Here is a 23,045-nt window from a genome sequence, read left to right as displayed (position 1 = left end):
TCAACCACGGATGGCTTCCGCCCCCGCGGAAGCACGGATGGTTGCCTCCGCCTGCCACGGTCACAAGAATGGGGCCGAGGAGGCAGGTCGATGAGGATCCTGGTGATCTGCGGTGCAGGCGCGTCCAGCACCTTCGTCGCACAGCGCGTGCGGCACGCCGCGCATGACCGGGGTCTGGACTACACGGCCTTCGCCGGCACCGAGCAGTCGCTTCCGATCGATCTCGACGCCGCCGATGTCGTGCTGGTCGGCCCGCACCTCGCCCACGCGCTCGATCGCATCGAGCGCCACGCCGCGGCACGCGGCACCACCGTCGTGCTGCTGCCCGATGACGTGTTCAACGACATCGACGGCACGCGGACGCTCGCACTCGTCCTCGGCGCGGTCGGAACCTCCGGGGGGACAGTTCCGACCGCGGGCAACGCGACCTGACATGTGACTGGAAAGGACCCCTCATGGCGACTCAATCCCGCACCGTCCGCATCGGATCGGCGCATGGGCTGCACGCGCGCCCCGCGAAGCTGTTCGCCCAGGCGGCGAAGGACTCCGGCATCCCGGTGACGATCGCGAAGGATGCGGGTGCCCCCGTCAACGCCGCGAGCATTCTCGGCGTCATCGCCCTGGGCATCGAGCAGGGCGACTATGTGACGCTCACGGCCGATGGCGAGACGGCAGAGGCGACCCTGGACACCCTCAGCGAACTGCTGTCGACCGACCACGATGCGGAGTGATGATGACCGAGTTGCGAGGAGTGGGAATCGGCCTGGGCGTCGCGCAGGGACCCGTCGCACGCATGGCGGAGCCGCTGCCGGCCCCCAGTGACGCGCCCAGCACGATCGGCGCCGACGAGGAGCTGGCCCGCGTGCACGAGGCGGTCGCCGCCGTCGCGCGCGAGCTCGAGCAGCGCGGAGCGCAGGCGGGCGGCAAGGCCCGCGATGTGCTCGAGGCGCAGGCGATGATGGCAGAAGACCCGTCGCTGGCGATGGAGGTCGACAACCGGGTGAAGCAGGGCAGGACCGGCGAGTGGGCCGTGGCCGACGCCTTCGCGTGGTTCCGCGACCAGCTCACCGCCATGGGCGGCTACCTCGGCGAGCGCGCCGCCGACCTCGACGACGTCGCCCAGCGCGTCATCGCCCACCTGCGGGGTGTGCCCGCCCCCGGCGTGCCCGACCCCGGCCACCCGTTCGTGCTCGTCGCGAAAGACCTCGCCCCCGCCGACACGGCGCTGCTCGACCTCGATCAGGTGCTGGCCCTGGTCACCAGCGACGGCGGGCCCACGTCGCACACCGCGATCCTCGCCCGCGAGAAGTCGATCGTGGCGGTGGTCGGCGCCGCCGCCGCGAAGGACCTCGCCGACGGCGAGACCGTCATCGTCGACGCAGCCAAGGGCGTCGTGACCACGAACCCGACCGCCGACGAGCTGGCGCAGGCGCAGAACCGGGCCGACGCGCGCGCGGCGGCGGCATCGGCCCCGCTGACCCCCGGTGCGCTCAAAGACGGCACGGCCGTGCCGCTGCTGGCCAACCTCGGAAAGCCCGAGGGCGCCGAGGAGGCCGCCGCGCTGGGCGCAGAGGGGGTGGGGCTGTTCCGCACCGAGTTCCTCTTCCTGAGCTCGACCCACGCGCCGACGGTGGCGCAGCAGAAGGAGTCGTACACGAAGCTGCTGGCCGCCTTCCCCGGCAAGAAGGTGGTCGTGCGCGTGCTCGACGCCGGCGCCGACAAGCCGCTGGCCTTCCTCAACGACGCCCACGAAGAGAACCCCGCGCTGGGCCTGCGAGGCATCCGGTCGCTGCGGGCAAGCGAAGACATCCTGCGCGAGCAGCTCACGGCGCTCGCCGAAGCGGATGCTGCGACCGAGGCCGACCTGTGGGTGATGGCGCCGATGGTGGCCACCGTCGAAGAGGCCGAGTACTTCACGGAGCTCGCCCGCGAGTACGGAGTGAAGACGGCGGGCGTCATGGTCGAGGTTCCCGCCGCGGCCCTGCTGGCCGACCGTGTGCTGGCCGTCGCCGACTTCGCCTCGATCGGCACCAACGACCTCACCCAGTACACGATGGCCGCCGACCGACTGCTCGGCTCGGTGTCGAGCTACCAGGACCCGTGGCACCCCGCGGTGCTGCGCCTGATCCAGGCCACCGGCGAGGGCGGCAGGGCCAACGGCAAGCCCGTCGGCATCTGCGGTGAGGCTGCGGCCGACCCGCTGCTGGCGGTCGTGCTGGTGGGTCTCGGCGCCACGAGCCTGTCGATGGCCCCGACCGCGCTCGCCGACGTGCGGGCTTCACTTCTCGAGCACACCCTCGACGATGCGAAGCGCATCGCCGCGGCAGCGCTCGACGCCGCGGATGCGGCATCAGCGCGAGAGGCGGCACGCGATGCCGCCGCCCGCGACACGAACGCGGGCTGAGAACCCGCAGAAGGAGGGACAGCAATGACAACGGCGTCTACACCCACCACGGCGGGAAGGGCTCGGGTCGGCGTTCAGCGCTTCGGCACGTTCCTTTCCGGCATGATCATGCCGAACATCCCCGCGCTGATCGCGTGGGGCATCGTGACGATGTTCTTCATCGAGGTGGGCTTCACTCCGGTGCCCGCGCTGGCGACGATCGTCGGTCCGTTCATCCACTACCTGCTGCCCCTCCTCATCGCCTACACGGGCGGCTCGATCGTCTACGGAGTGCGCGGCGGCGTGGTGGCCTCGATCGGCACGTTCGGTGCGATCGCGGGATCGGATTACCTCGTCGCGCAGTTCAACGAGCAGCTGCTGGCCGCCGACCCGAACGCGTCGACGCTCGGTGAGGTGCACATGTTCATCGGCGCGATGATCATGGCCCCGCTGTGCGCCTACTCGATGAGGTGGCTCGACTCGCTGTGGGAGGGCAAGATCAAGGCGGGCTTCGAGATGCTCGTCAACATGTTCTCGGCCGGCATCTGGGGCTTCGTGATGATGATCGTGGGCTTCTACCCGATCGCCTGGCTGGTCAACAGCATCATGGACATCCTCAGCACCGCCGTGAACTGGCTGGTGTCGATGAACCTGCTGCCGCTGACGAGCATCGTCATCGAGCCGGCGAAGGTGTTCTTCCTCAACAACGCCATCAACCACGGCGTGCTGACCCCGCTCGGCCTCCAGCAGGCCGCCGACGAGGGCTCGTCGATCCTGTTCCTGCTCGAGGCCAACCCCGGCCCCGGTGTCGGCCTGCTGCTCGCCTTCACGTTCTTCGGCATCGGCGCGGCCCGCGCCTCGGCCCCCGGCGCCGCGCTGATCCAGTTCGTGGGCGGGATCCACGAGGTGTACTTCCCGTACGCCCTCATGAAGCCGATGCTGATCCTCGCCCTCATCGCGGGCGGTGCGACCGGCGTCACGACGAACATGCTGTTCGGAGGATCGCTGGCGGCTCCGGCTGCCCCTGGCAGCATCATCGCCGTCACCGGCCAGGCGATCAATCCGGCCGCGGGCGGGGTGCCGAATCTCATGGTGGTGTGGCTGTCGGTGCTGCTGTCGGCGGCGGTCACCTTCTTGGTCTCGGCGGTCATCCTGCGGGCCTCGCGCAAGCGCGACCTCGCCGCGATGGCCTCCACCGACGATGCGTTCGGCGCCGCCATCACACAGACCGAGGCCGCCAAGGGCAAGGGATCCTCGGTGCTGGAGGGCATGCGCGGCGGTGCCGCCACGCAGGCCGGAGGCGAAGCAGGGCCGTCGGTGGCCACGACCCACGAGATCAAGAGCATCGTGTTCGCGTGCGACGCGGGCATGGGCTCGTCGGCCATGGGCGCGAGCGTGCTGCGCAACAAGATCAAGCAGGCCGGTATCGAAGGGGTCACCGTCGTCAACAAGGCGATCGCCAACCTCGACGGCTCGGCCGATCTGGTCATCACGCAGAACCAGCTCACTGAGCGGGCCAGGCAGCGCACGCCCGACGCCGTGCACGTCTCGGTCGACAACTTCATGAACTCGCCGCGCTACGACGAAGTCGTCGATCTCGTGCGCGGCCAGCACGACGGCGGCGCGTAGCCGCATCCGACCGCTCCGGGGCTGGGCGGCGACCGATCCCCCGGCCCCGGAGCGCTTCTCCCCCACCGCAACGAGGAAGGCAGTCCCCATGTCACGCGAGGTTCTCAGCATCGGCCAGGTGCGCATCCACCCCGGCAGCGTCGAGAAGGTGGATGCACTGCGGGAGGCCGCCGACATCCTCGAGGCGGCCGGCGCCGTCACGAGCGGCTACTTCGACGCCATGCAGCAGCGCGAGGCCACGGTGTCGACCTACATGGGCAATGAACTGGCGATCCCGCACGGCACCAACGAGACCAAGAACACGATCCTCGACTCGGCGCTGTCGGTCGTCCGGTACGACGGCGGCGTCGACTGGGACGGCGAACCGGTGACCTTCGTCATCGGCATCGCCGGCAAGGGCGACGAGCACCTCGAGATCCTCTCGCAGATCGCGATCCTGTTCTCCGAGACCGACAACGTCGAGCGTCTGAAGCAGGCGACCTCGCCCGAAGAGCTGTTCAGCCTCATCTCGCAGGCCGGCGTGTCATGAAGGCCGTGCACTTCGGTGCGGGCAACATCGGCCGAGGCTTCGTCGGCCTGCTGCTGCACGAGGGCGGGTACGACCTCGTCTTCTCCGACGTCGCCGCGCCCCTCGTCGACGCCATCAACGCCGTCGACAGCTACACCGTGCACGAAGTGGGTGCGGGCGGCCGCGACCGGGTCGTCACGGGCTTTCGCGCCATCAACAGCCAGACGGATGCCGAGGCCGTCGTCGACGAGATCGCTTCGGCCAATGTGGTCACCACGGCGGTCGGCCCGACGATCCTGAAGATCGTCGCCCCGCACATCCTCGCCGCCCTCGTGCTGCGCGACCCCTCCGCTCCCCCGCTGCAGGTGATGGCATGCGAGAACGCCATCAACGCCACCGACCTGCTCCGAGACGAGATCATGGCCCAGGCCGGCGAGGCGTGGGATGCCCTCAGTGCCAGGGCCGTCTTCGCCAACACGGCGGTCGACCGCATCGTGCCGGCCCAGCCGGAGGGCGGGGGCGTCGATGTGACCGTCGAGCCCTTCTTCGAGTGGGCGATCGAGCGGCCGCCGTTCGGCGACGACCCGCCGACGATCCCCGGCGCGCACTTCGTCGACGATCTGGCGCCCTACATCGAGCGCAAGCTCTTCACCGTCAACACCGGGCACGCGACCACGGCCTACTTCGGGGCCCAGGCCGGCATCGAGCGCATCAGCGACGCCCTCGCCGATGACGCGATCGCCGAGAAGGTGGCCGCCGCCCTCGAAGAGACCTCGGCGCTGCTGGCCGCCAAGCACGGACTCGACCCGGCCGACCTCGCCGCCTACCGCGCGACGATCCTGGAGCGCTTCCGCAACCCCGCCCTTCCCGACACCGTCTGGCGGGTGGGCCGTCAGCCGCTGCGCAAGCTCTCGCGGCACGAGCGGTTCGTGGGACCCGCGGCCGAGGCCGCCGAGCGGGATCTCGGCGTCGACGCGCTCGTCGCCGCGATGGGCGCGGCGCTCGCCTTCGACGACCCCGAGGACCCGCAGTCGGTCGACCTGCAGCGGATGCTGCGCGAGAAGGACGCCGCGACGCTGACCGCCGAGGTGACAGGGCTCGAGTCGCAGCATCCGCTCTTCGCGCGCGTCGAGGCGGCCGTCGCGGCGCGCCAGTCGGCGCTGTGAGGCCCGCCTAGACTCGTCGGCGTGACGAAGAAGACGCGGCCGAGGCGCCGCTGGCTGCGCTGGACGCTCGGGATCATCGGCGGCGTGATCGTCGCCGCGGTCGTCGGCATCGTGATCTGGAGCCAGGTCGGCGTGATGGCCGCCGAGGCAGAGCCGCTCGCGGCCGTGAAGGCCGACGACGCGATCGAGATCACCGACGACGCGGCGGGCATCGTGCTCGCGCCCGCAGACGGCGCCTCCACCGTCGGCCTGGTGTTCATCCCCGGCGCCAAGGTCGACCCGTGGGCGTACGCGTCGAAGCTGTCGGGCCTCGTCGAGGACGCAGGCGTCACGGTGGTCATCACCAGGCCCTGGCTGAACCTCGCGTTCTTCGACCTGCGGCCGCTCGACGCCTTCACGGGGCTCGCCCCCGACATCGACGCGTGGGCGGTGGGCGGCCACTCGCTCGGCGGCGTGCGGGCGTGCATGCTGGCCGGCGACGCCGACGCGCTCGCCCTGTTCGCCTCGTACTGCTCCGCCGACGTCTCGGGCAGCGACCTGCCGACGCTCAGCCTCTCGGGCAGCGAAGACGGGCTGTCGACCCCCGCCAAGATCGACGACGCCCGCCACCTGCTGCCGGCCGACGCGTGGATGGTCGAGATCCCCGGGGCGAGCCACTCGTCGTTCGGCGATTACGGGCTGCAGGCCGGCGACGGCACCCCCACGATCTCCGACGAGGAGATGACCGACCAGATCACCCAGACGGTCGGCTCCTGGATCGGCGAGATCGCCCCACAGACCCCGTGACGGGAGCACGCCCTCGCAGCGACTACCATCGAGAGGTTGCCGACCCGAGGGAGAGTCACGACATGCCGCAGCGCTACGCCGTCATCGGCGCCGGGCCGTCCGGCCTGGCAGCGGCCCGCGCCCTGCAGAAGGCGGGCATCGCGTTCGACGGCTACGAGGCCTCACGCGGCGTCGGCGGGCTGTGGGACATCGAGAACCCCCGCTCGACGATGTACGAGTCGGCCCACCTCATCTCGTCGCGCACGACCACCGAGTTCGCCGAGTTCCCGATGCGCTCCACGGCCGACTACCCGAGCCACCGCGAGCTGATCGGCTACTTCCGCGACTACGCCGACCACTTCGGGCTCACCGCATCCTTCCGCTTCGAGACGAAGGTCACGCGCCTGGAGCGCACCGACGACGGCGGATGGATGCTGCACGCCGCCCCTTCGACAGGCTCAGGGACCGGGGAGCCGGTCTCGGAGCGCTACGACGGGGTGATCCTCGCCAACGGCACCCTCGCCGAGCCCTTCGTGCCCGACTTCCCCGGCGAGTTCACCGGCGAGCTGCTGCACACCTCGGCCTACAAGACCGCGACGCAGCTGAGCGGCAAGCGGGTGCTCATCATCGGCGCCGGCAACTCGGGCTGCGACATCGCCGTCGACGCCGTGCACCACGCCGCCTCCGTCGACATGAGCGTGCGACGGGGCTACTACTTCGTGCCGCGGTACCTCTTCGGCCGGCCGTCCGACACCCTCAATCAGGGTCGTCCGCTGCCGGCGCGGATCAAGCAGTTCGTCGACACGCGGGTGCTGCGGGCCTTCACGGGCGACCCGGTGCGCTTCGGCTTCCCCCGGCCCGACTACCGCATCTACGAGTCGCACCCGATCGTCAACACCCTGATCCTGAATCACCTGGGCCAGGGCGACCTGCGGATCGTGCCGGACATCGACCGGTTCGACGGGCGCACCGTGCACTTCCGTGACGGATCGAGCGCCGAGTACGACACCGTGCTGCTGGCCACCGGCTACACCCTCGACTACCCGTTCGTCGACCGCGCGGAGCTCAACTGGACGGGGGCGGCCCCGCGGCTGTTCCTCAACGTCTTCCCGCCGTCGTTCAACGGGCTCTACGTCATGGGCATGATCGAGGCCTCCGGCATCGGCTGGCAGGGGCGCTACGAGCAGGCCGAGCTGATCGCGGGCTACCTCGCGGCCGTGCGGGACGACCCCGACGCGGCCGCCGCGTTCCGCGCGCGGGTCACCGGCTCCCCGTGGCCCGATCTCACCGGCGGCTACCGGTACCTGGGGCTCGCGCGCATGTCGTACTACGTGAACAAAGACGCCTACCGCCGCGCCGTCAGGGAGGCCGCCTCGAGCCTGGCCGGTGCCGGCGCACGCAGCATCCGCTCCCCCAGGAAGAAGTGACCCCATGAACCCGGACGCCGTCGTCCTCAACTTCACGCCGGGCACGCTCGTGATCCTCAACGTCGTGCTGGGCCTGATCATGCTGGGGATCGCGCTCGACACGTCGCCCGACGACTTCAAGGTCGTGCTGCGCAAGCCCAAGCCGTTCGTCATCGCGATCCTCGCGCAGCTGCTCGTGCTGCCGGCGGTCACCACGGCGCTGACCCTCGTGCTGCCGATCCCGCCGTCGATGGCGCTCGGCATGATCCTCGTGGCGTGCTGCCCGCCCGGCAACATCTCGCAGGTGCTCACGCACCGCTCCGGCGGCAACGTGGCGCTGTCGGTGTCGATGACGGCAGTGGGAAACCTCATCTACATCTTCACGATGCCGTTCGCGATCGCCTTCTGGGGGTCGCTGCGCGACGACACCCGCGCCCTCCTGCAGGCCGTGTCGCTCAACGGCTGGCAGATGCTGCTCGAGATCCTGCTGATCATCGGCCTGCCGTTCTTCGCGGGGCTGCTGATCCGCGCGAAGCTCCCCGCCGTCGCGGCGAAGGTGCAGCCGTTCGTCAAATGGTTCTCTCTGCTGGCGCTGGTCGGCTTCATCGTGGCCGCCCTCGCCGGCAACTGGGCGCACTTCGTGACCGTGTTCGGCATCATCGTGCTGGTCGTGACGATCCACGACGCCGTCGCGCTGGCGATCGGCTACGGCACCGCCGTCGTCGGGGGCCTGGGTACCCGCGAGCGCAAGGCGATGACCTTCGAGGTCGGCATCCGCAATGCGGGGCTGGGCCTCGGCCTCGTCTTCACGTTCTTCGGCGGGCTCGGCGGCATGGCCATCGTCGCCGGCTGGTGGGGCATCTGGGACATCATCGCGGGGCTCATCGTCGCGGGTCTGTGGGCGCGGCACACGCGGCGCCGCACGGGGTCTGCGCGCGGCGACGCGTCGCGGCACGCGACGGTGGGAACCTCGGATGCTGCCGAGGCGGTCTCATGACGCGCGTGCTGCTCACCGGCGGCGCCGGCTTTCTCGGCTCGCACGTCGCCGCGACACTCGTGGCCCACCCCGGGGTCGAGAAGGTCGTGGCGGTCGACGTGAGGGCGCCCGAGCACCCGATCGAGGGCGTCGACTACGACGAGGGCGACGTCACTCGGGCGGCGGGCCTCGCCGACCTGATGCGCCGGCACGAGGCCGACGTCGTCGTGCACCTGGCGGCCATCGTCAGCCCCGGCCGCGACCACGACCTCGAGTACCGCGTCGACGTCGAGGGCTCGCGCAACGTGATCGACGCGTGCCTCGACGCCGGCGTGCGGCGCATCGTGGTGTCGTCGTCGGGCGCGGCGTACGGCTACCACCCCGACAGCCCCGAGTGGCTGCGCGAGAGCGACCCGGTGCGGGGCAACGACGAGTTCCCCTACTCGAAGCACAAGCGCCTGGTCGAGGAGATGCTCGCGGAGGCCAGAGGCGAGCACCCTGAGCTCGAGCAGGTGGTGTTCCGCATCGGCACGATCCTCGGGCCCACCGTGCGCAACCAGATCACGGCGCTGTGGGACGGCCCTCGCATCCTCGCGGTGCGCGGCTCCGACTCGCCGTTCGTGTTCGTGTGGGTCGACGACGTCGCAGCCGCGATGGCGCGGGCCGCCACCGGCGGCCCCGCCGGCATCTACAACGTCGCCGGCGACGGCAGGCTCACGGTCGGCGAGATCGCGGCGCGACTGGGCAAGAAGACGCTCACGGTGCCCGCCGGTGTGCTCGCCGCGGCGCTGCGGGTCGGCCGCGCGCTGCGGCTCACCGTGCACGGACCGGAGCAGGTCGGGTTCCTGCGCTACCGCCCCGTGCTCGACAACGCGAAGCTCAAGAGCGAGTTCGGCTTCACCCCGACGCGCACGTCGGCAGAGGCTTTCGAGGAGTACCTCGCGACCCATCCGGGCGTCGCGCGGCGGTGAGCTGCGGCATCCGTCAGCGGCGGAAGCCCTCCGCGATCAGCTCGATGAGCTCTTCGCGCTCCTCGACCGGCAGGAAGGCGCCCGCGGCGGCGTTGAGCTGGAAGGTCTGCAGGTCGTCGAGGTCGTAGTCGAACGTCTCGGCCAGCAGGGCCAGCTCGCGGGTGAGCGAGGTGGCGCTCATCGTGCGGTTGTCGACGTTGACGGTGACGGCGAAGCCCAGCTGGTAGAGCAGGTCGAACGGGTGGTCGACGAGGGTCGTGCCCCATGCCGCGATCGCGCCGGTCTGCAGGTTCGACGAGGGCGAGAGCTCCAGCGGGATCTCGCGGTCGCGCACCCAGCGGGCCAGGTCGCCGAATTCGACGAACACGTCCTCGCCCTCGCGCGAGACGACCTCGAGGTCTTCCGCGATGCGCACGCCGTGGCCGAGCCGCAGGGCGCGGCCGTCGATGAGGGCGGAGCGGATGCTGTCGAGCCCCGCCGCCTCGCCGGCGTGCACCGTCGCGGGGAAGAACTCGGCGGCGAGGTAGTCGAAGGCCGCGCGGTGACGCGACGGGAGGAACCCGTCTTCTGGCCCGGCGATGTCGAACCCCACGGCGCCGCGGTCGCGCCAGTCGACGGCGAGCTCGGCGATCTCCAGCGACCGGTCGGTGTGGCGCATCGCGGTGATGAGCTGACCCACGCGGATGTCGACGCCGCGGTCGGCGGCCGCGTCCTCGCCCTCCTCGATGCCCTGCTGCACGGCCTCCACGACCTCGTCGAGGCTGAGCCCGCGCGACAGGTGCTGCTCGGGCGCCCAGCGCACCTCGCCGTAGATCACGCCGTCGGCGGCGAGGTCTTCGACGAACTCGCGCGCGACGCGGCGCAGCCCCTCCTCGGTCTGCATGACCGCCGTCGACAGGTCGAAGGTCTTGAGGTACTCGACGAGCGACCCGGAGTCGCTCTTCTCGGCGAACCAGTCGGCGAGGTCGTCGGCGTCGTCGGTGGGCACCTCGAGGTCGATGTCGTCGGCCAGCTCGATGATCGTCTGCGGGCGCAGGCCGCCGTCGAGGTGATCGTGCAGCGACACCTTGGGGAGGCTGCGGATCGAGATCCCCTGCAGAAGGGCGTCGCCGTGCTGGTCGATGGGCATGTGGGTGTCTCCTTCGTGGCGCGACGTGCGAGGCGCCCCTGCGACGCTACTCGATCAGCCTGAACGCCGGGTTACGCCGTGATGCGCTCGCGGACGATCGCGGTGGGCTCCGGCGCTTCGTCGCCGATCTCCCACGCCCCCTCGATCGCCTCGAGGGCACGCGCGAAGCGGGCGGGGTCGTCGGCCGACAGGGTGAACACCGGCTGGCCGGCGGCCACCGTGTCGCCCGGCTTGACGTGCAGGTCGATGCCGGCGGCGTGCACCACCGGATCCTGTGCGCGGGCGCGGCCGGCGCCCAGCCGCCAGGCCGCGACGCCGAAGGGCAGCGCGTCCATGCGGGCGATCACGCCGGCGGCGGATGCCGTGACCACGTGCGTCTCGCGCGGCACCGGCAGCACGGCATCCGGGTCGCCGTCTTGGGCTCTGATCATGCGGCGCCAGACGTCCATCGCGCGGCCGTCGGCCAGCGCCTTCTCGACGTCGGCATCGGGCTGGCCCGCCATCGTGAGCATCTCGCGGGCGAGGGCCACCGTGAGCTCGACGACGTCGGCGGGGCCGCCGCCTGAGAGCACCTCGACCGATTCGCGCACCTCGTTGGCGTTGCCGATCGCGAGGCCAAGCGGCGTGTTCATGTCGGTCAGCAGCGCGGTGGTCTTCACCCCCGAGTCGGTGCCGAGGGCGACCATCGTGCGGGCAAGCTCGCGGGCGCGGTCGATGTCGCGCATGAAGGCGCCCGAGCCGAACTTGACGTCGAGCACGAGCGAGTCGGTGCCCTCGGCGATCTTCTTCGACATGATGCTCGAGGCGATCAGCGGAATGGCCTCGACCGTGCCGGTCACGTCGCGCAGGGCATAGAGCTTCTTGTCGGCGGGGGCAAGGCCCGAGCCCGCCGCGCAGATCACGGCGCCCACGTCGCGCAGCTGGGCGAACAGCTCGTCGTTGCTCAGGGCCGCACGCCAGCCCGGGATCGACTCGAGCTTGTCGAGCGTGCCGCCGGTGTGGCCGAGGCCGCGGCCGGACAGCTGCGGCACGGCGACGCCGAACACGGCCACGAGCGGTGCGAGCGGCAGGGTGATCTTGTCGCCGACGCCGCCGGTGGAGTGCTTGTCGGCGGTGGGCTTGCCGAGCCCGGCGAAGCTCATCCGCTCCCCCGAGGCGATCATCGCGTCGGTCATGACGCGGATCTCGTCGCGCTGCATGCCGTTCAGGAGCACCGCCATCGCGAACGCCGCCATCTGCGGGTCGGTCACGTAGCCGCGCGTGTACGCGTCGACCATCCAGCGCAGCGCGGGCTCGCGCACAGCCCCCCCGTCGCGCTTCGCGCGGATGACGTCGACGGCGTCGAACGGTTCGACTCCGCTCACCGCAGGCGGCTCCACGCCCGTCATCGGGCGGCCTCCTCGAGGTCGCGGGGGCCGAAGGCGTCTGGGAGCACCTCGTCGATCGTGCGGATCCCCGAGACGGTCTCCAGCAGCATCCCCGGCAGCGAGAACTCGTAGAGCAGCTGCCGACAGCGACCGCACGGCATGATGGTCTGCCCGTCGTTGTTGACGCACACGAAGGCCACGAGCTGGCCGCCGCCGGTCATGTGCAGGTCGCCGACGAGGGCGCACTCGGCGCACAGGCCGACGCCGTACGACGCGTTCTCGACGTTGCACCCCGACACGATGCGCCCGTCGGCCACGAGGGCCGCGGCCCCCACCCGGTAGCGCGAGTACGGGGCATACGCCTTCTGCATCGCCTCGGTGGCGACGGCGCGCAGCTCGTCCCAGTCGATGTCGGTCATCGTCACCCCTTGATGTACGGCTTGCCCGATGCGGCGGGACCTCGGATCTGCCCGGCGAAGCCGGCGACGGCGAGGATCGTGACCACGTAGGGCAGCATGAGCATGAACTCGCTGGGGATCGGCGTCTTCAGCACCGTCAGCAGGTTCTGCAGGTTGGTCGCGAACCCGAACAGCAGGGCCGCGAGGGTCGCCCTGATCGGGTCCCACCGGCCGAAGATCACGGCCGCCAGGGCGATGAAGCCGAGGCCCGCCGTCATCTCCTTGCCGAACTGCGGCACCGAGACGAGGGTGAAGTACGCCCCGCCGATGCCGGCGATCGCGCCGGCGAGCGACACGTTCCAGAACCTCGTCGGGTTGACACGGATGCCGACGGTGTCGGCCGCTGTCGGGTGCTCGCCGACGGCGCGCAGCCGCAGGCCCCACTTGGTGCGGTAGAGCGCCCACGCCACGACGGCGACCGTGACGTACATCAGGTAGACGATGAAGGTCTGGTCGAACAGCACCGGCCCGATGATCGGGATGTCGGAGAGGAACGGGATCGGCATCCGCGTGAAGCGCACGGGGCGGTTCAGCAGCTCTTCGTTGGGCACGAGCAGCGCGCCGTAGAGGAAGCCGGTCAGCCCCGTCACGAGCACGTTGAGCACGACACCGACGATCACCTGGTCGACGAGGTACTTGATCGCGAACGCGGCCAGCACGAACGAGACCAGCACGCCGCCGATCATCGCGCCGATGAGGCCCACATAGGGGTTATGCGTGATGCTCGCCAGCAGCGCCGCCGAGAAGGCGCCCAGCAGCAGCTGACCCTCGATCGCGACGTTGACCACGCCCGCCCGCTCGCCGATGACGCCGCCGAGGGCGCCGAAGACGAGCGGCACCGACAGCGAGACGGCACCGAACAGCAGGCTCGAGATCGGCACGAGTCCGCCGGCTGCCGACCACACCAGGAAGGCGAACACCGCCAGCACGCCGAAGGTGATCGAGATCCACAGCGCCGGCTTGCGGTAGGCCCACGCGTCGACGAACGACCAGATCGCGAGCACCGCGAGCAGGGCAACCACGATCCAACTGGTGGTCGCGGTCGGCAGGGCGACGTCGGGGAGGGCGCCGCCGCCGCGGAACGTGCTGACGCCGTCCCGAGGGACGAACAGGAACAGCGCCGCCAGCAGCACGGTGGCAGCCGCCAGCACGATCGGCACCTTGAAGTGGCGCTCGCGCACGGTGGCCAGCTGCACCGTGCCGTCTGCGGCATCCGTCGGGGCGAGAGTGCTCATGCGGTCACCGCCTTGCGCTTCGCGGCCTTGGCTCTCGCCTTCGCGGCCTTCTCAGCATCGGTCTTGGGCAGGAAGAAGATCGTGCGCAGCAGCGGCGGCGCCGCGATGAACAGCACGATCAGCGACTGCACGACCAGCACGATGTCGACCGGGATGCCCTGGGCCTGCATCGAGAACGACCCGGCCTTGAGCATGCCGAACAGGATGCCGGCGGCGAAGGTCCCCCATGCACGGCTGCGGCCGAGCAGGGCCACCGTGATGGCGTCGAAGCCGATGCCGGCGTCGATGGCTGCCGTGAAGCCGGTGGTCACGTTGCCCTGGATCTGGTTCATCGCCGCGAGCCCCGCGAGGCCTCCGGCGAACAGCATCGCGTAGACGTAGATGCGCTGCACGCTGATGCCGGCGGCACGGGCGGCGTGCGGGTTCTCGCCGACGGCGCGCATGCGCAGGCCCAGGCTCGAGCGCTCGATCACCCACCACACGATCACCGTCGCGATGATGACGATCACGAAGCCCCAGTCGAGCCGCGGGAACTCCGGGCCGAGCAGATCGGGGAACTGCGCCGTCTCGGGCGTGGCCGCCGTGATGGGCTGGTTGGTGCCCTCGCGCTGCAGCAGCCCGGGGGTGCGGATCATCCACACCACCAGGTAGTAGGCGATGTAGTTGAGCATGATCGTGAGGATCACCTCGTGGGCGCCGGTGCGGGCTTTGAGGAGCCCCACCAGGCCTCCCCACAGGGCGCCGCCGACGATGCCGGCGGCGAGCGTCAGCGGCAGGTGCAGCCACATCGGCAGGTCGAGGTTGAAGGCGAACAGCCCCGCGAACATCGCGCCGATGAGCATCTGTCCGCGGGCGCCGATGTTGAACAGGCCCACGCGGAACGCGAGTGCGACGCCCAGGCCCGCCGCGATCAGCGGCGCGGCGAAGCCGAGCGCATTGGTCAGCGGCCGGATCTGCGCGGCGAAGTCCGCCGCGGTCGGGTTGAACACGGCACCGCGGAAGAGGGCGATGTAGCCGCCCGAGACCGAGCTCCAGATCGCGACGATCGTGTCGCCGGGGCGGGCGAAGAAGTAGACGGAGGCCGCCTGCACGTCTTCGTCGGTGAGGGCGATCAGGATGCCGCCGACGATCATCGCCAGCACGATCGCGAGGATCGTGGTGACGGCGCTGCCTCGGAGCAGCTCCTTGACGAAGATGCTCGACCGGGGCGGCCCAGGGGGCTCGTTGCCGGTGAGGGGCCCCGCCACGGGCGGCAGCTGCTCGGGGGGCAGCGCCGATTCGCTGCTCTCGGACGACTGCGGGCTCATGCGGCCACCTCCGGGTCGGATGCGCCGGCCATCATCAGGCCGAGCGTCTCGCGCGACGTGTCGCCTGGCACGATCCCGACGACCGTTCCGCGGTACATCACCGCGATGCGGTCGGCGAGGGCGGCGACCTCGTCGAGCTCGGTCGAGACGACGACGACCGGGATGCCGGCATCCCTCGTCTCGATGATGCGCTTGTGGATGAACTCGATCGACCCCACGTCGACGCCGCGGGTCGGCTGGGCGGCCACGAGCAGCTTGAGGTCGCGGCTGAGCTCCCGGGCGATCACGACCTTCTGCTGGTTGCCGCCGGAGAGGGCGCCGGCGGGAGTCTGCGCACCCTGCGTGCGGATGTCGAACTCCTCGATGCGGCCGACCGCGAACTCCTGTAGCGCGTCGCGGCGCAGCGTGCCCGCTCGGACGAACTCCGGATCGGTGGAACGGTCGAGGATGAGGTTCTCGGCGACCGAGAAGCCGGCGACCAGGCCGTCTTCCGTGCGGTCCTCCGGCACGAACCCCACGCCTTCGTCGAGGATCGCGCGGACGCTGCGGCCCACGAGCTCGGTGCCGCCCAGGCTGATCGACCCCTCGACGCGCGGGGCCAGGCCCACGATCGCCTCGACGAGCTCGGTCTGGCCGTTGCCCTGCACACCCGCGACGGCCAGCACCTCACCCGGGCGCACGTCGAAGCTCACGCCGTCGACCACGACGGCGCCGGCCGGGGTGAGCACCCGCAGGTCTCTGACTTCGAGGCCGCCCTCGCCGAGGGTCGGCGCGTCTTTGTGCACGGTCAGTTCGACCGCGCGGCCGACCATGAGCGAAGCGAGCTCGGCGTTGGTCGCGGTCGGCGAGGCCTCCCCCACCACCTTTCCCAGGCGGATGACGGTGATACGGTCGGCGACCTCGCGCACTTCGCGCAGCTTGTGGGTGATGAACACGATCGCGGTGCCCTCGTCTCGGAGCTGCCGCATGATGCCCATGAGCTCGTCGGTCTCCTGCGGCGTGAGCACGGCGGTGGGCTCGTCGAACACGAGCACCTTCGCGTCGCGCGAGAGCGCCTTGATGATCTCGACCCGCTGCTGCACGCCGACGGGCAGATCGCCCACCAGCGCGTCGGGGTCGATGTGGAAGCCGAACCGCGCGGCGACGGCGCGCACGTGCTCTCGCGCCTTCGCGAGGTCGAGCGAGCCGAGGCCCTTGGTGTCCTCGTGGCCGAGCATGACGTTCTCGGCGACGGTGAAGACGGGGATCAGCATGAAGTGCTGGTGCACCATGCCGATGCCGGCGGCCATGGCGTCGCCGGGGCCGCGGAAATGCTGCTCGACCTCGTCGAGGAGCACCTCCCCCTCGTCGGCCTGATAGAGGCCGTACAGCACGTTCATGAGAGTGGATTTGCCCGCGCCGTTCTCACCGAGGAGGGCATGGATCTGCCCGGGTTCGACGGTGAGATCGATGTGATCGTTGGCGACGAGGCTGCCGAATCGCTTGGTGATCCCGCGGAGCTCGAGCTTCATATGTGCACCTTATCCAGTCCGTTCCTCGGCAGAAAGCACGGCGGTCGGCCGGATGACAGGCACCCGACCGACCGCCGTCGCGTCAGCGCATCACGGGGAGTTCGGCGACTCCACGGTGATGTCACCGGAGATGATCTGCTCCTGCAGGGCGGCCAGCTCGTCGAGGAGGCCGTCGGGCAGCTGCGACTCGAAGTCGTGGAAGCTCGAGAGCTTGACGCCCTCGTTCTCCAGCGTGCCGACGTACGGCGTCACGTCGAACTCGCCCGTCGCGGCCGAGACGGTCGCGTCGTGCACGGCGACATCGATCGCCTTCATGATCGAGACCAGCGTGATGTCGGCCACGCTCGAGTCGGCGACGGCGAGGTCGCTGTCGACGCCGAGCATGACGGTCTTGTCACCGCTGTCGGCGATGGCCGCCGCCGCGCTCTGGTAGATCGGGCCGCCGACCGGAAGCAGCACGTCGACGCCCTGGTCGAGCACGCCCTGCGCGGTCTGCTTGGCGGTGTCGTTGGCGTCGAAGCCGCCCGTGAACGAGCCCTTCTGAGTGGTGGTGTCCCAGCCGAAGACGGCGACGTCGGCGCCCTTGTCCTCGTTGTACTTCTCGACACCCAGCTGGAAGCCGTCCATGAACACGGCGACCGACGGGATCTGCATGCCGCCGAAGGTGCCGACCTTGTTCACACCCGACTGCGCCGACCATGCCGCCGACGCGTAGCCGCCGAGGTAGGCCGCCTGCGCGGTGTCGAAGACGAGGGGCTTGATGTTGGGAGCGTCGGTGGTGCCGTCGAAGTCGTTGTCGGCCCAGTCGTCGATGATCGCGTACTCGAGGTCGGGGTTCGCGGTCGCCGACTCGACGGTGGCCGCCGAGAGGTTGAAGCCGACCGAGACGATGAACGTGCAGCCCTGCGCCACGGCCTCTTCCATGTTGGGGCCGTAGTCGTTCTCAGAGGTCGACTCGAGCTCGAGACCCTCGATGCCGAGCTCCTCGAGAGCGGCGTCCAGGCCCTCCTTGGCCGACTGGTTGAACGACTTGTCGTTCCAGCCGCCCGCGTCGGAGATCAGGCAGGGCTTGAAGCCTTCGACGACGTCGGACGTCGCCTCGGCGGACGGGGTGGTCTCCTCCGGTGCGGATGCGCACCCGGCGAGGGCGACGAACATGCCCGCGGCGACAAGGCCGCCCAGCACGCGCTTCTTGGTAGAGATGGTCAACTCGGGCCTCCAGAGATGAACCCGCGGATTTCGCGGGACCTCTTGGAAGTTACCCAATGTGACGGCCCGGTTGCGCCCAGATGCCGGGTTGGGCGGGCAATGGTTACAAAGACGCAATAAGCCCGATACCGCCGCGATTCACCGCCCGCTCAGAGCACCTCGCCGTGGCCCGTGAGCTTGAGCGCGTCGACGACCCCCTTGACCCGCTGCGCGTTCTCGCTGGTGGTCACCAGCAGCGCATCGGGGGTGTCGACCACGACGATGTCCTTGACGCCGATGAGGCTGATGACCCTCGTGGTCTGGCTCACCACGATCCCGCTGGCGGCATCGGAGAGGATGCGCGCGTTCTCGCCGAGGATCGCCAGATCGTTCTTGTGGCCGTGCGAATTGAGCTTGGCGAGGCTCGCGAAATCCCCCACGTCGTCCCAGTCGAAGTGGCCGGGGATCACGGCCAGCCGGCCCTTGGCGGCCGCGGGCTCCGCCACCGAATAGTCGATCGCGATCTTCTCCAGGGTCGGCCAGATGCGGTCGACGGCGGGGCCGCGCAGGTCGCGGTCGTCCCAGGCCTCGGCGAGCTCGACGATGCCCGCGTGCAGCTCCGGACGGTTCGCGGCGATCTCGGCCAGCAGCACGTCGGCCCGCGAGATGAACATGCCGGCGTTCCACAGGTACGAGCGGTCGGCGAAGTAGGCCTTGGCCGTCTCGAGGTCTGGCTTCTCGACGAAGCTCTCCACCAGGGCGGCCTCCGGCGCCCCGTCGACGACGAGCTCGCCGCCCTTGCGGATGTACCCGAAGCCGATCGAGGGCTCGGTGGGCTGGATGCCCACCGTGGTGATGTAGCCCTCGCGGGCGGTGGCCACCGCCTGCCGCACCGCCCAGTCGAAGAGGTGCGGCACCCGGATGACGTGGTCGGCGGCGAACGAGCCGATCACGATGTCGGGCTCGCGGCGCGCGAGCACGGCGGCGGCCAGGCCGATCGCCGCCGTCGAATCGCGCGGCTCGGATTCGAGGAAGACGTTGCGATCGGGGATGCCGGGCAGCTGCGCCTCGACGGCGGCACGGTGCGCCCGCCCGGTGACGACCGAGATGCGCTCCGGACCCGCCAGCGGCTCGAGTCGATCCCACGTGTCTCGCAGCAGCGAATGGCCCGATCCGGTCAGGTCGTGCAGGAACTTCGGGGCGTCGGCGCGCGAGAGCGGCCACAGCCTGCTGCCGATGCCGCCGGCCGGGATGATCGCATGGAAGTCGCTCAGCGGTTCAGCCATGCGCTCCACAGTATCGGCCGCGCACCGGCAAATTACCCGCTTCTTTCCGTGTGCGAAGGTGCCGCCGGAATCGTCGCTGGTTAGGTTCCCCTTCGTCGCCACCCTCTCAGAGGCGGCAATAAGATGGACTCTGAGCGCCCGTGCGACGCTGGGGACGAAGTCCTCCGAGGGGCATCGTTCAGCCCCCGCACCATGTTCGATCCAGGGAGGACGGCCGTGTCTGCTCCAGCACGCCTCACACCATCGGTGTCAGAGACAACTTCACGTGTTCCTCGTGGGACGCTGTACCGCGGCCGCGAAGGAATGTGGTCGTGGGTGCTGCACCGCATCACCGGTGTCGCGATCTTCTTCTTCCTGCTGGTGCACGTGCTCGACACGGCACTCATCCGCGTCTCGCCCGAGGCGTACGACGCGGTCATCGGCACCTACAAGAACCCGATCATGGGCGTCGGCGAGGTCGTGCTGGTCGCAGCCATCGCCTACCACGCGTTCAACGGCCTGCGCATCATCCTGGTCGACTTCTGGTCGAAGGGCGCGAAGTACCAGCGCCAGCTCTGGTGGGGCGTCATCGCCGTCTGGGCCGTGACGATGCTCGGCTTCGCCCCCCGCCACCTCATGAATGTCTTCGCGAACGTCGGAGGAGGCCACTGATGACCGCCATCGCCGACCCCCGTGCCCCCCACTCCGCTCCGCGCCGCAAGGGCCCCAACCTCGAGAAGTGGGGCTGGGTCTACATGCGCGCCTCCGGCGTGCTGCTGGTCGTGCTGATCTTCGGCCACCTGTTCGTGAACCTGCTGACCGGCACCGGCATCCACCAGATCGACTTCGCGTTCGTCGTCGGCAAGTTCGCCACCCCGTTCTGGCAGTGGTGGGACGTGCTGATGCTGTGGCTGGCGTTCATCCACGGCGCCAACGGCATGCGCACGATCGTCAACGACTACGTCACGCACTCCGGCGTGCGCAAGACCCTCGTGTGGGCCATCTGGCTCGCCGCGGGATTCCTCATCATCCTCGGCACCCTCGTGGTCTTCACGTTCGACCCCTGCCTGGGCGTGACCAGCGACAGCTCGCTGTGGGAGATGTGCCAGGGCTGAGCCCGCGCACCACCGAGGCGACAAGAGCAAGAACGAAGGCATACATCCAGTGAGCACGCAGACCGCCGATTCCGTCGTCAAGGACGGCGTCCACTACCACCAGTTCGACATCGTCATCGTGGGCGCCGGTGGCGCCGGAATGCGCGCGGCGATCGAAGCCGGCCCCGGCGCGAAGACCGCCGTCATCACGAAGCTGTATCCGACCCGCTCGCACACCGGCGCGGCGCAGGGCGGCATGGCGGCGGCCCTCGCGAACGTCGAAGAGGACTCGTGGGAGTGGCACACCTTCGACACCGTCAAGGGCGGCGACTACCTCGTCGACCAGGATGCTGCCGAGATCCTCGCGAAGGAGGCCATCGACGCGGTCATCGACCTCGAGAACATGGGCCTTCCCTTCAACCGCACGCCCGAGGGCAAGATCGACCAGCGCCGGTTCGGCGGTCACACCGCCGACCACGGCAAGACGCCCGTCCGGCGCGCGTGCTACGCCGCCGACCGCACCGGTCACATGATCCTGCAGACGCTCTTCCAGAACTGCGTCAAGCTCGGCATCAACTTCTTCAACGAGTTCTACGCGCTCGATCTCATCACCGTGAAGGACGACGAGGGCAAGACCCAGGTCGCCGGCGTCGTCGCGTACGAGCTGGCCACCGGCGAGCTGCACGTCTTCCACTCCAAGGCCGTCATCTTCGCCACCGGCGGCTTCGGCAAGATCTACAAGACGACCTCCAACGCGCACACCCTCACCGGCGACGGCGTGGGGATCGTCTGGCGCAAGGGCCTGCCGCTGGAAGACATCGAGTTCTTCCAGTTCCACCCGACGGGCCTGGCAGGCCTCGGCATCCTGCTCACCGAGGGCGCCCGCGGTGAGGGCGCGATCCTGCGCAACGCCTCGGGCGAGCGCTTCATGGAGCGCTACGCACCCACCATCAAAGACCTCGCCCCGCGCGACATCGTCGCCCGCTGCATGGTCAAAGAGGTGCTCGAGGGCCGCGGCGCCGGCCCCCACAAGGACTACGTCTACCTCGACTGCACGCACCTGGGCGCCGAGGTGCTCGAGACGAAGCTCCCCGACATCACCGAGTTCGCCCGCACGTATCTCGGCGTCGACCCGGTCGTCGAGCCGGTCCCGGTGATGCCGACCGCCCACTACGCGATGGGCGGCATCCCCACCAACAACGCCGGCGAGGTGCTCGCCGACAACACGACCGTCGTGCCGGGCCTCTACGCCGCGGGCGAGTGCGCGTGCGTCTCGGTGCACGGCGCCAACCGCCTCGGCACGAACTCGCTGCTGGACATCAACGTCTTCGGCAAGCGCAGCGGCCGCAACGCCGTCGAGTACGTCCAGACAGCCGACTTCGTGCCGCTGCCGGAGGATCCGGCCGCCGAGGTGCGCGACATGCTCGAGAAGCTGCGCACCAACACGGGCACCGAGCGCGTCGCCGTGCTGCGCAAGAAGCTGCAGGAGGAGATGGACGCCAACGCCCAGGTCTTCCGCACGGAGGAGACCCTGACCAACGTCATGGGCACGATCCACGACCTGCGCCAGCGGTACCAGAACGTGCACGTCGACGACAAGGGCAAGCGGTTCAACACCGACCTGCTCGAGGCGGTCGAACTCGGGTTCCTGCTGGATCTCGCCGAGATCGTCGCCTACGCCGCCCGCAACCGCAAGGAGAGCCGCGGCGGCCACATGCGCGAGGACTACCCCGACCGCGACGACACGCAGTACATGCAGCACACGATGGCCTACCTCACCGGCGACCCCCACTCGCCCGACCCCGAGGACCACATCAAGCTGGACTGGAAGCCGGTCGTGTTCACTAAGAACGACAAGGGCGAGTTGAACTACCCCCCGATGGAGAGGAAGTACTGATGTCGACCGCTGTCGTTGAAAAGGGCACCGTCGAGCAGGACGCCGTCGTCGAGACCGGCGGCGAAGCCCCGATCCAGTCGTACCTCGTCACCTTCATCATCCGCCGCTTCGACCCCGAGGTCGACGAAGAGCCGCGCTGGGTCGACTACGACGTGGAGCTCTACCCCACCGACCGCGTGCTCGATGCGCTGCACAAGATCAAGTGGGAGGTCGACGGCTCGCTGACATTCCGCCGCTCGTGCGCCCACGGTATCTGCGGCTCCGACGCGATGCGCATCAACGGCCGCAACCGGCTCGCGTGCAAGACCCTCATCAAGGATCTCGACATCTCGCAGCCGATCTACGTCGAGGCGATCAAGGGTCTGCCGCTGGAGAAGGACCTCGTCGTCGACATGGATCCGTTCTTCGCCGCCTACCGCGAGGTCAAGCCCTTCCTCATCGCGAACTCGACGCCGGAGCCCGGCAAGGAGCGCATCCAGTCGATCGCCAACCGCGAGATCTTCGACGACACCACCAAGTGCATCCTGTGCGCCGCGTGCACCTCGTCGTGCCCCGTGTTCTGGACCGACGGCCAGTACTTCGGCCCCGCCGCGATCGTCAACGCGCACCGCTTCATCTTCGACTCGCGCGACGACGCGGGCGATGCGCGTCTGGACATCCTCAACGACAAGGAGGGCGTGTGGCGCTGCCGTACGACCTTCAACTGCACCGAGGCGTGCCCCCGTGGCATCGAGGTCACGAAGGCCATCGCCGAGGTCAAGCAGGCGGTGCTGCGCGGTCACGCCTGAGC

At 69.7% G+C, this 23,045-nt stretch carries 22 protein-coding genes; 14 read left to right on the top strand and 8 right to left on the bottom strand.

What is annotated here, in order from left to right; genetic code table 11:
• The first annotated feature begins 90 nt into the window (after positions 1 to 90).
• The 10 genes from OAW74_RS02150 to OAW74_RS02105 all read left to right on the top strand — a co-directional run bounded on the left by OAW74_RS02150 (position 91) and on the right by OAW74_RS02105 (position 9,804).
• Positions 91 to 432 (top strand): PTS sugar transporter subunit IIB, encoded by a 342-nt coding sequence (locus OAW74_RS02150; RefSeq protein WP_262872688.1) that lies wholly within the window; start codon positions 91 to 93, stop codon positions 430 to 432.
• Between the two features lie 23 nt (positions 433 to 455).
• Positions 456 to 731, top strand: a complete 276-nt coding sequence (locus OAW74_RS02145) for an HPr family phosphocarrier protein (protein WP_262872687.1) — start codon at positions 456 to 458, stop codon at positions 729 to 731.
• Between the two features lie 2 nt (positions 732 to 733).
• Entirely contained in the window at positions 734 to 2,404 is a 1,671-nt protein-coding gene (ptsP, locus tag OAW74_RS02140; RefSeq protein WP_262872686.1) for a phosphoenolpyruvate--protein phosphotransferase, read from the top strand.
• A 24-nt stretch (positions 2,405 to 2,428) separates the two neighbouring features.
• Positions 2,429 to 4,012 carry a PTS mannitol transporter subunit IICB gene (locus OAW74_RS02135; RefSeq protein WP_262872685.1) on the top strand — a complete coding sequence of 528 codons (1,584 nt, stop codon included), beginning with the start codon at positions 2,429 to 2,431 and terminating at the stop codon, positions 4,010 to 4,012.
• Between the two features lie 88 nt (positions 4,013 to 4,100).
• The gene (locus tag OAW74_RS02130) at positions 4,101 to 4,541 is read left to right on the top strand and encodes a PTS sugar transporter subunit IIA (protein WP_262872684.1); all 441 of its coding nucleotides are present in this window, start codon (positions 4,101 to 4,103) and stop codon (positions 4,539 to 4,541) included.
• On the top strand, positions 4,538 to 5,686 hold the full coding sequence (locus tag OAW74_RS02125) for a mannitol-1-phosphate 5-dehydrogenase (RefSeq protein WP_262872683.1): 1,149 nt from the start codon (positions 4,538 to 4,540) through the stop codon (positions 5,684 to 5,686). Before OAW74_RS02130 ends, OAW74_RS02125 begins: the two co-directional genes overlap by 4 nt.
• A 21-nt stretch (positions 5,687 to 5,707) precedes the next feature.
• Positions 5,708 to 6,472, top strand: a complete 765-nt coding sequence (locus tag OAW74_RS02120; RefSeq protein ID WP_262872682.1) for an alpha/beta hydrolase — start codon at positions 5,708 to 5,710, stop codon at positions 6,470 to 6,472.
• Between the two features lie 62 nt (positions 6,473 to 6,534).
• Positions 6,535 to 7,878: a flavin-containing monooxygenase gene (locus OAW74_RS02115; RefSeq protein ID WP_262872681.1), complete on the top strand. Its 1,344-nt coding sequence runs from the start codon at positions 6,535 to 6,537 to the stop codon at positions 7,876 to 7,878.
• Between the two features lie 4 nt (positions 7,879 to 7,882).
• Entirely contained in the window at positions 7,883 to 8,854 is a 972-nt protein-coding gene (locus OAW74_RS02110) for a bile acid:sodium symporter family protein (protein ID WP_262872680.1), read from the top strand.
• Positions 8,851 to 9,804, top strand: a complete 954-nt coding sequence (locus OAW74_RS02105) for an SDR family oxidoreductase (protein ID WP_262872679.1) — start codon at positions 8,851 to 8,853, stop codon at positions 9,802 to 9,804. Before OAW74_RS02110 ends, OAW74_RS02105 begins: the two co-directional genes overlap by 4 nt.
• 13 nt (positions 9,805 to 9,817) lie before the next feature.
• Here OAW74_RS02105 and OAW74_RS02100 read toward each other — a convergent pair whose 3' ends face one another.
• The 8 genes from OAW74_RS02100 to OAW74_RS02065 form a co-directional block, all read right to left on the bottom strand.
• Positions 9,818 to 10,933: an adenosine deaminase gene (locus OAW74_RS02100; RefSeq protein ID WP_262872678.1), complete on the bottom strand. Its 1,116-nt coding sequence runs from the start codon at positions 10,931 to 10,933 to the stop codon at positions 9,818 to 9,820.
• Positions 10,934 to 11,004: 71 nt separating this feature from the next.
• Positions 11,005 to 12,321, bottom strand: coding sequence for a thymidine phosphorylase (locus OAW74_RS02095; RefSeq protein WP_262872677.1), 1,317 nt, complete (start codon positions 12,319 to 12,321; stop codon positions 11,005 to 11,007).
• Entirely contained in the window at positions 12,318 to 12,719 is a 402-nt protein-coding gene (locus OAW74_RS02090) for a cytidine deaminase (RefSeq protein ID WP_262872676.1), read from the bottom strand. The genes OAW74_RS02095 and OAW74_RS02090 overlap by 4 nt, the downstream gene beginning before the upstream one ends.
• Positions 12,720 to 12,721: 2 nt before the next feature.
• A complete protein-coding gene (locus tag OAW74_RS02085) occupies positions 12,722 to 13,993 on the bottom strand; it encodes an ABC transporter permease (RefSeq protein WP_262872675.1) in 1,272 nt (423 codons plus the stop codon).
• Positions 13,990 to 15,300, bottom strand: a complete 1,311-nt coding sequence (locus OAW74_RS02080) for an ABC transporter permease (protein ID WP_262872674.1) — start codon at positions 15,298 to 15,300, stop codon at positions 13,990 to 13,992. The genes OAW74_RS02085 and OAW74_RS02080 overlap by 4 nt, the downstream gene beginning before the upstream one ends.
• Positions 15,297 to 16,811, bottom strand: coding sequence for an ABC transporter ATP-binding protein (locus OAW74_RS02075; RefSeq protein ID WP_262872673.1), 1,515 nt, complete (start codon positions 16,809 to 16,811; stop codon positions 15,297 to 15,299). Before OAW74_RS02075 ends, OAW74_RS02080 begins: the two co-directional genes overlap by 4 nt.
• Positions 16,812 to 16,901: 90 nt before the next feature.
• Complete coding sequence (locus tag OAW74_RS02070; RefSeq protein WP_262872672.1) at positions 16,902 to 18,020, bottom strand: BMP family lipoprotein; 1,119 nt, start codon at positions 18,018 to 18,020, stop codon at positions 16,902 to 16,904.
• A 149-nt stretch (positions 18,021 to 18,169) separates the two neighbouring features.
• Positions 18,170 to 19,285, bottom strand: a complete 1,116-nt coding sequence (locus OAW74_RS02065; protein WP_262872671.1) for a mannose-1-phosphate guanylyltransferase — start codon at positions 19,283 to 19,285, stop codon at positions 18,170 to 18,172.
• 216 nt (positions 19,286 to 19,501) lie between these two features.
• Between OAW74_RS02065 and sdhC the strand changes: the two genes are divergently transcribed.
• The 4 genes from sdhC to OAW74_RS02045 are packed head-to-tail and all read left to right on the top strand — an operon-like array spanning position 19,502 to position 23,043.
• Positions 19,502 to 19,936: a succinate dehydrogenase, cytochrome b556 subunit gene (gene sdhC, locus OAW74_RS02060; protein WP_262872670.1), complete on the top strand. Its 435-nt coding sequence runs from the start codon at positions 19,502 to 19,504 to the stop codon at positions 19,934 to 19,936.
• Positions 19,936 to 20,379: a succinate dehydrogenase hydrophobic membrane anchor subunit gene (locus OAW74_RS02055; protein WP_262872669.1), complete on the top strand. Its 444-nt coding sequence runs from the start codon at positions 19,936 to 19,938 to the stop codon at positions 20,377 to 20,379. The genes sdhC and OAW74_RS02055 overlap by 1 nt, the downstream gene beginning before the upstream one ends.
• Before the next feature lie 49 nt (positions 20,380 to 20,428).
• The gene (sdhA, locus tag OAW74_RS02050) at positions 20,429 to 22,255 is read left to right on the top strand and encodes a succinate dehydrogenase flavoprotein subunit (protein ID WP_262872668.1); all 1,827 of its coding nucleotides are present in this window, start codon (positions 20,429 to 20,431) and stop codon (positions 22,253 to 22,255) included.
• On the top strand, positions 22,255 to 23,043 hold the full coding sequence (locus tag OAW74_RS02045; protein WP_262872667.1) for a succinate dehydrogenase iron-sulfur subunit: 789 nt from the start codon (positions 22,255 to 22,257) through the stop codon (positions 23,041 to 23,043). The genes sdhA and OAW74_RS02045 overlap by 1 nt, the downstream gene beginning before the upstream one ends.
• Positions 23,044 to 23,045 lie beyond the last annotated feature (2 nt).

The sequence above is a fragment of the Microbacterium fluvii genome (assembly GCF_025515205.1).
Classification (GTDB): domain Bacteria; phylum Actinomycetota; class Actinomycetes; order Actinomycetales; family Microbacteriaceae; genus Microbacterium; species Microbacterium fluvii.
This window is presented reverse-complemented; position numbering and strand designations above follow the sequence as displayed.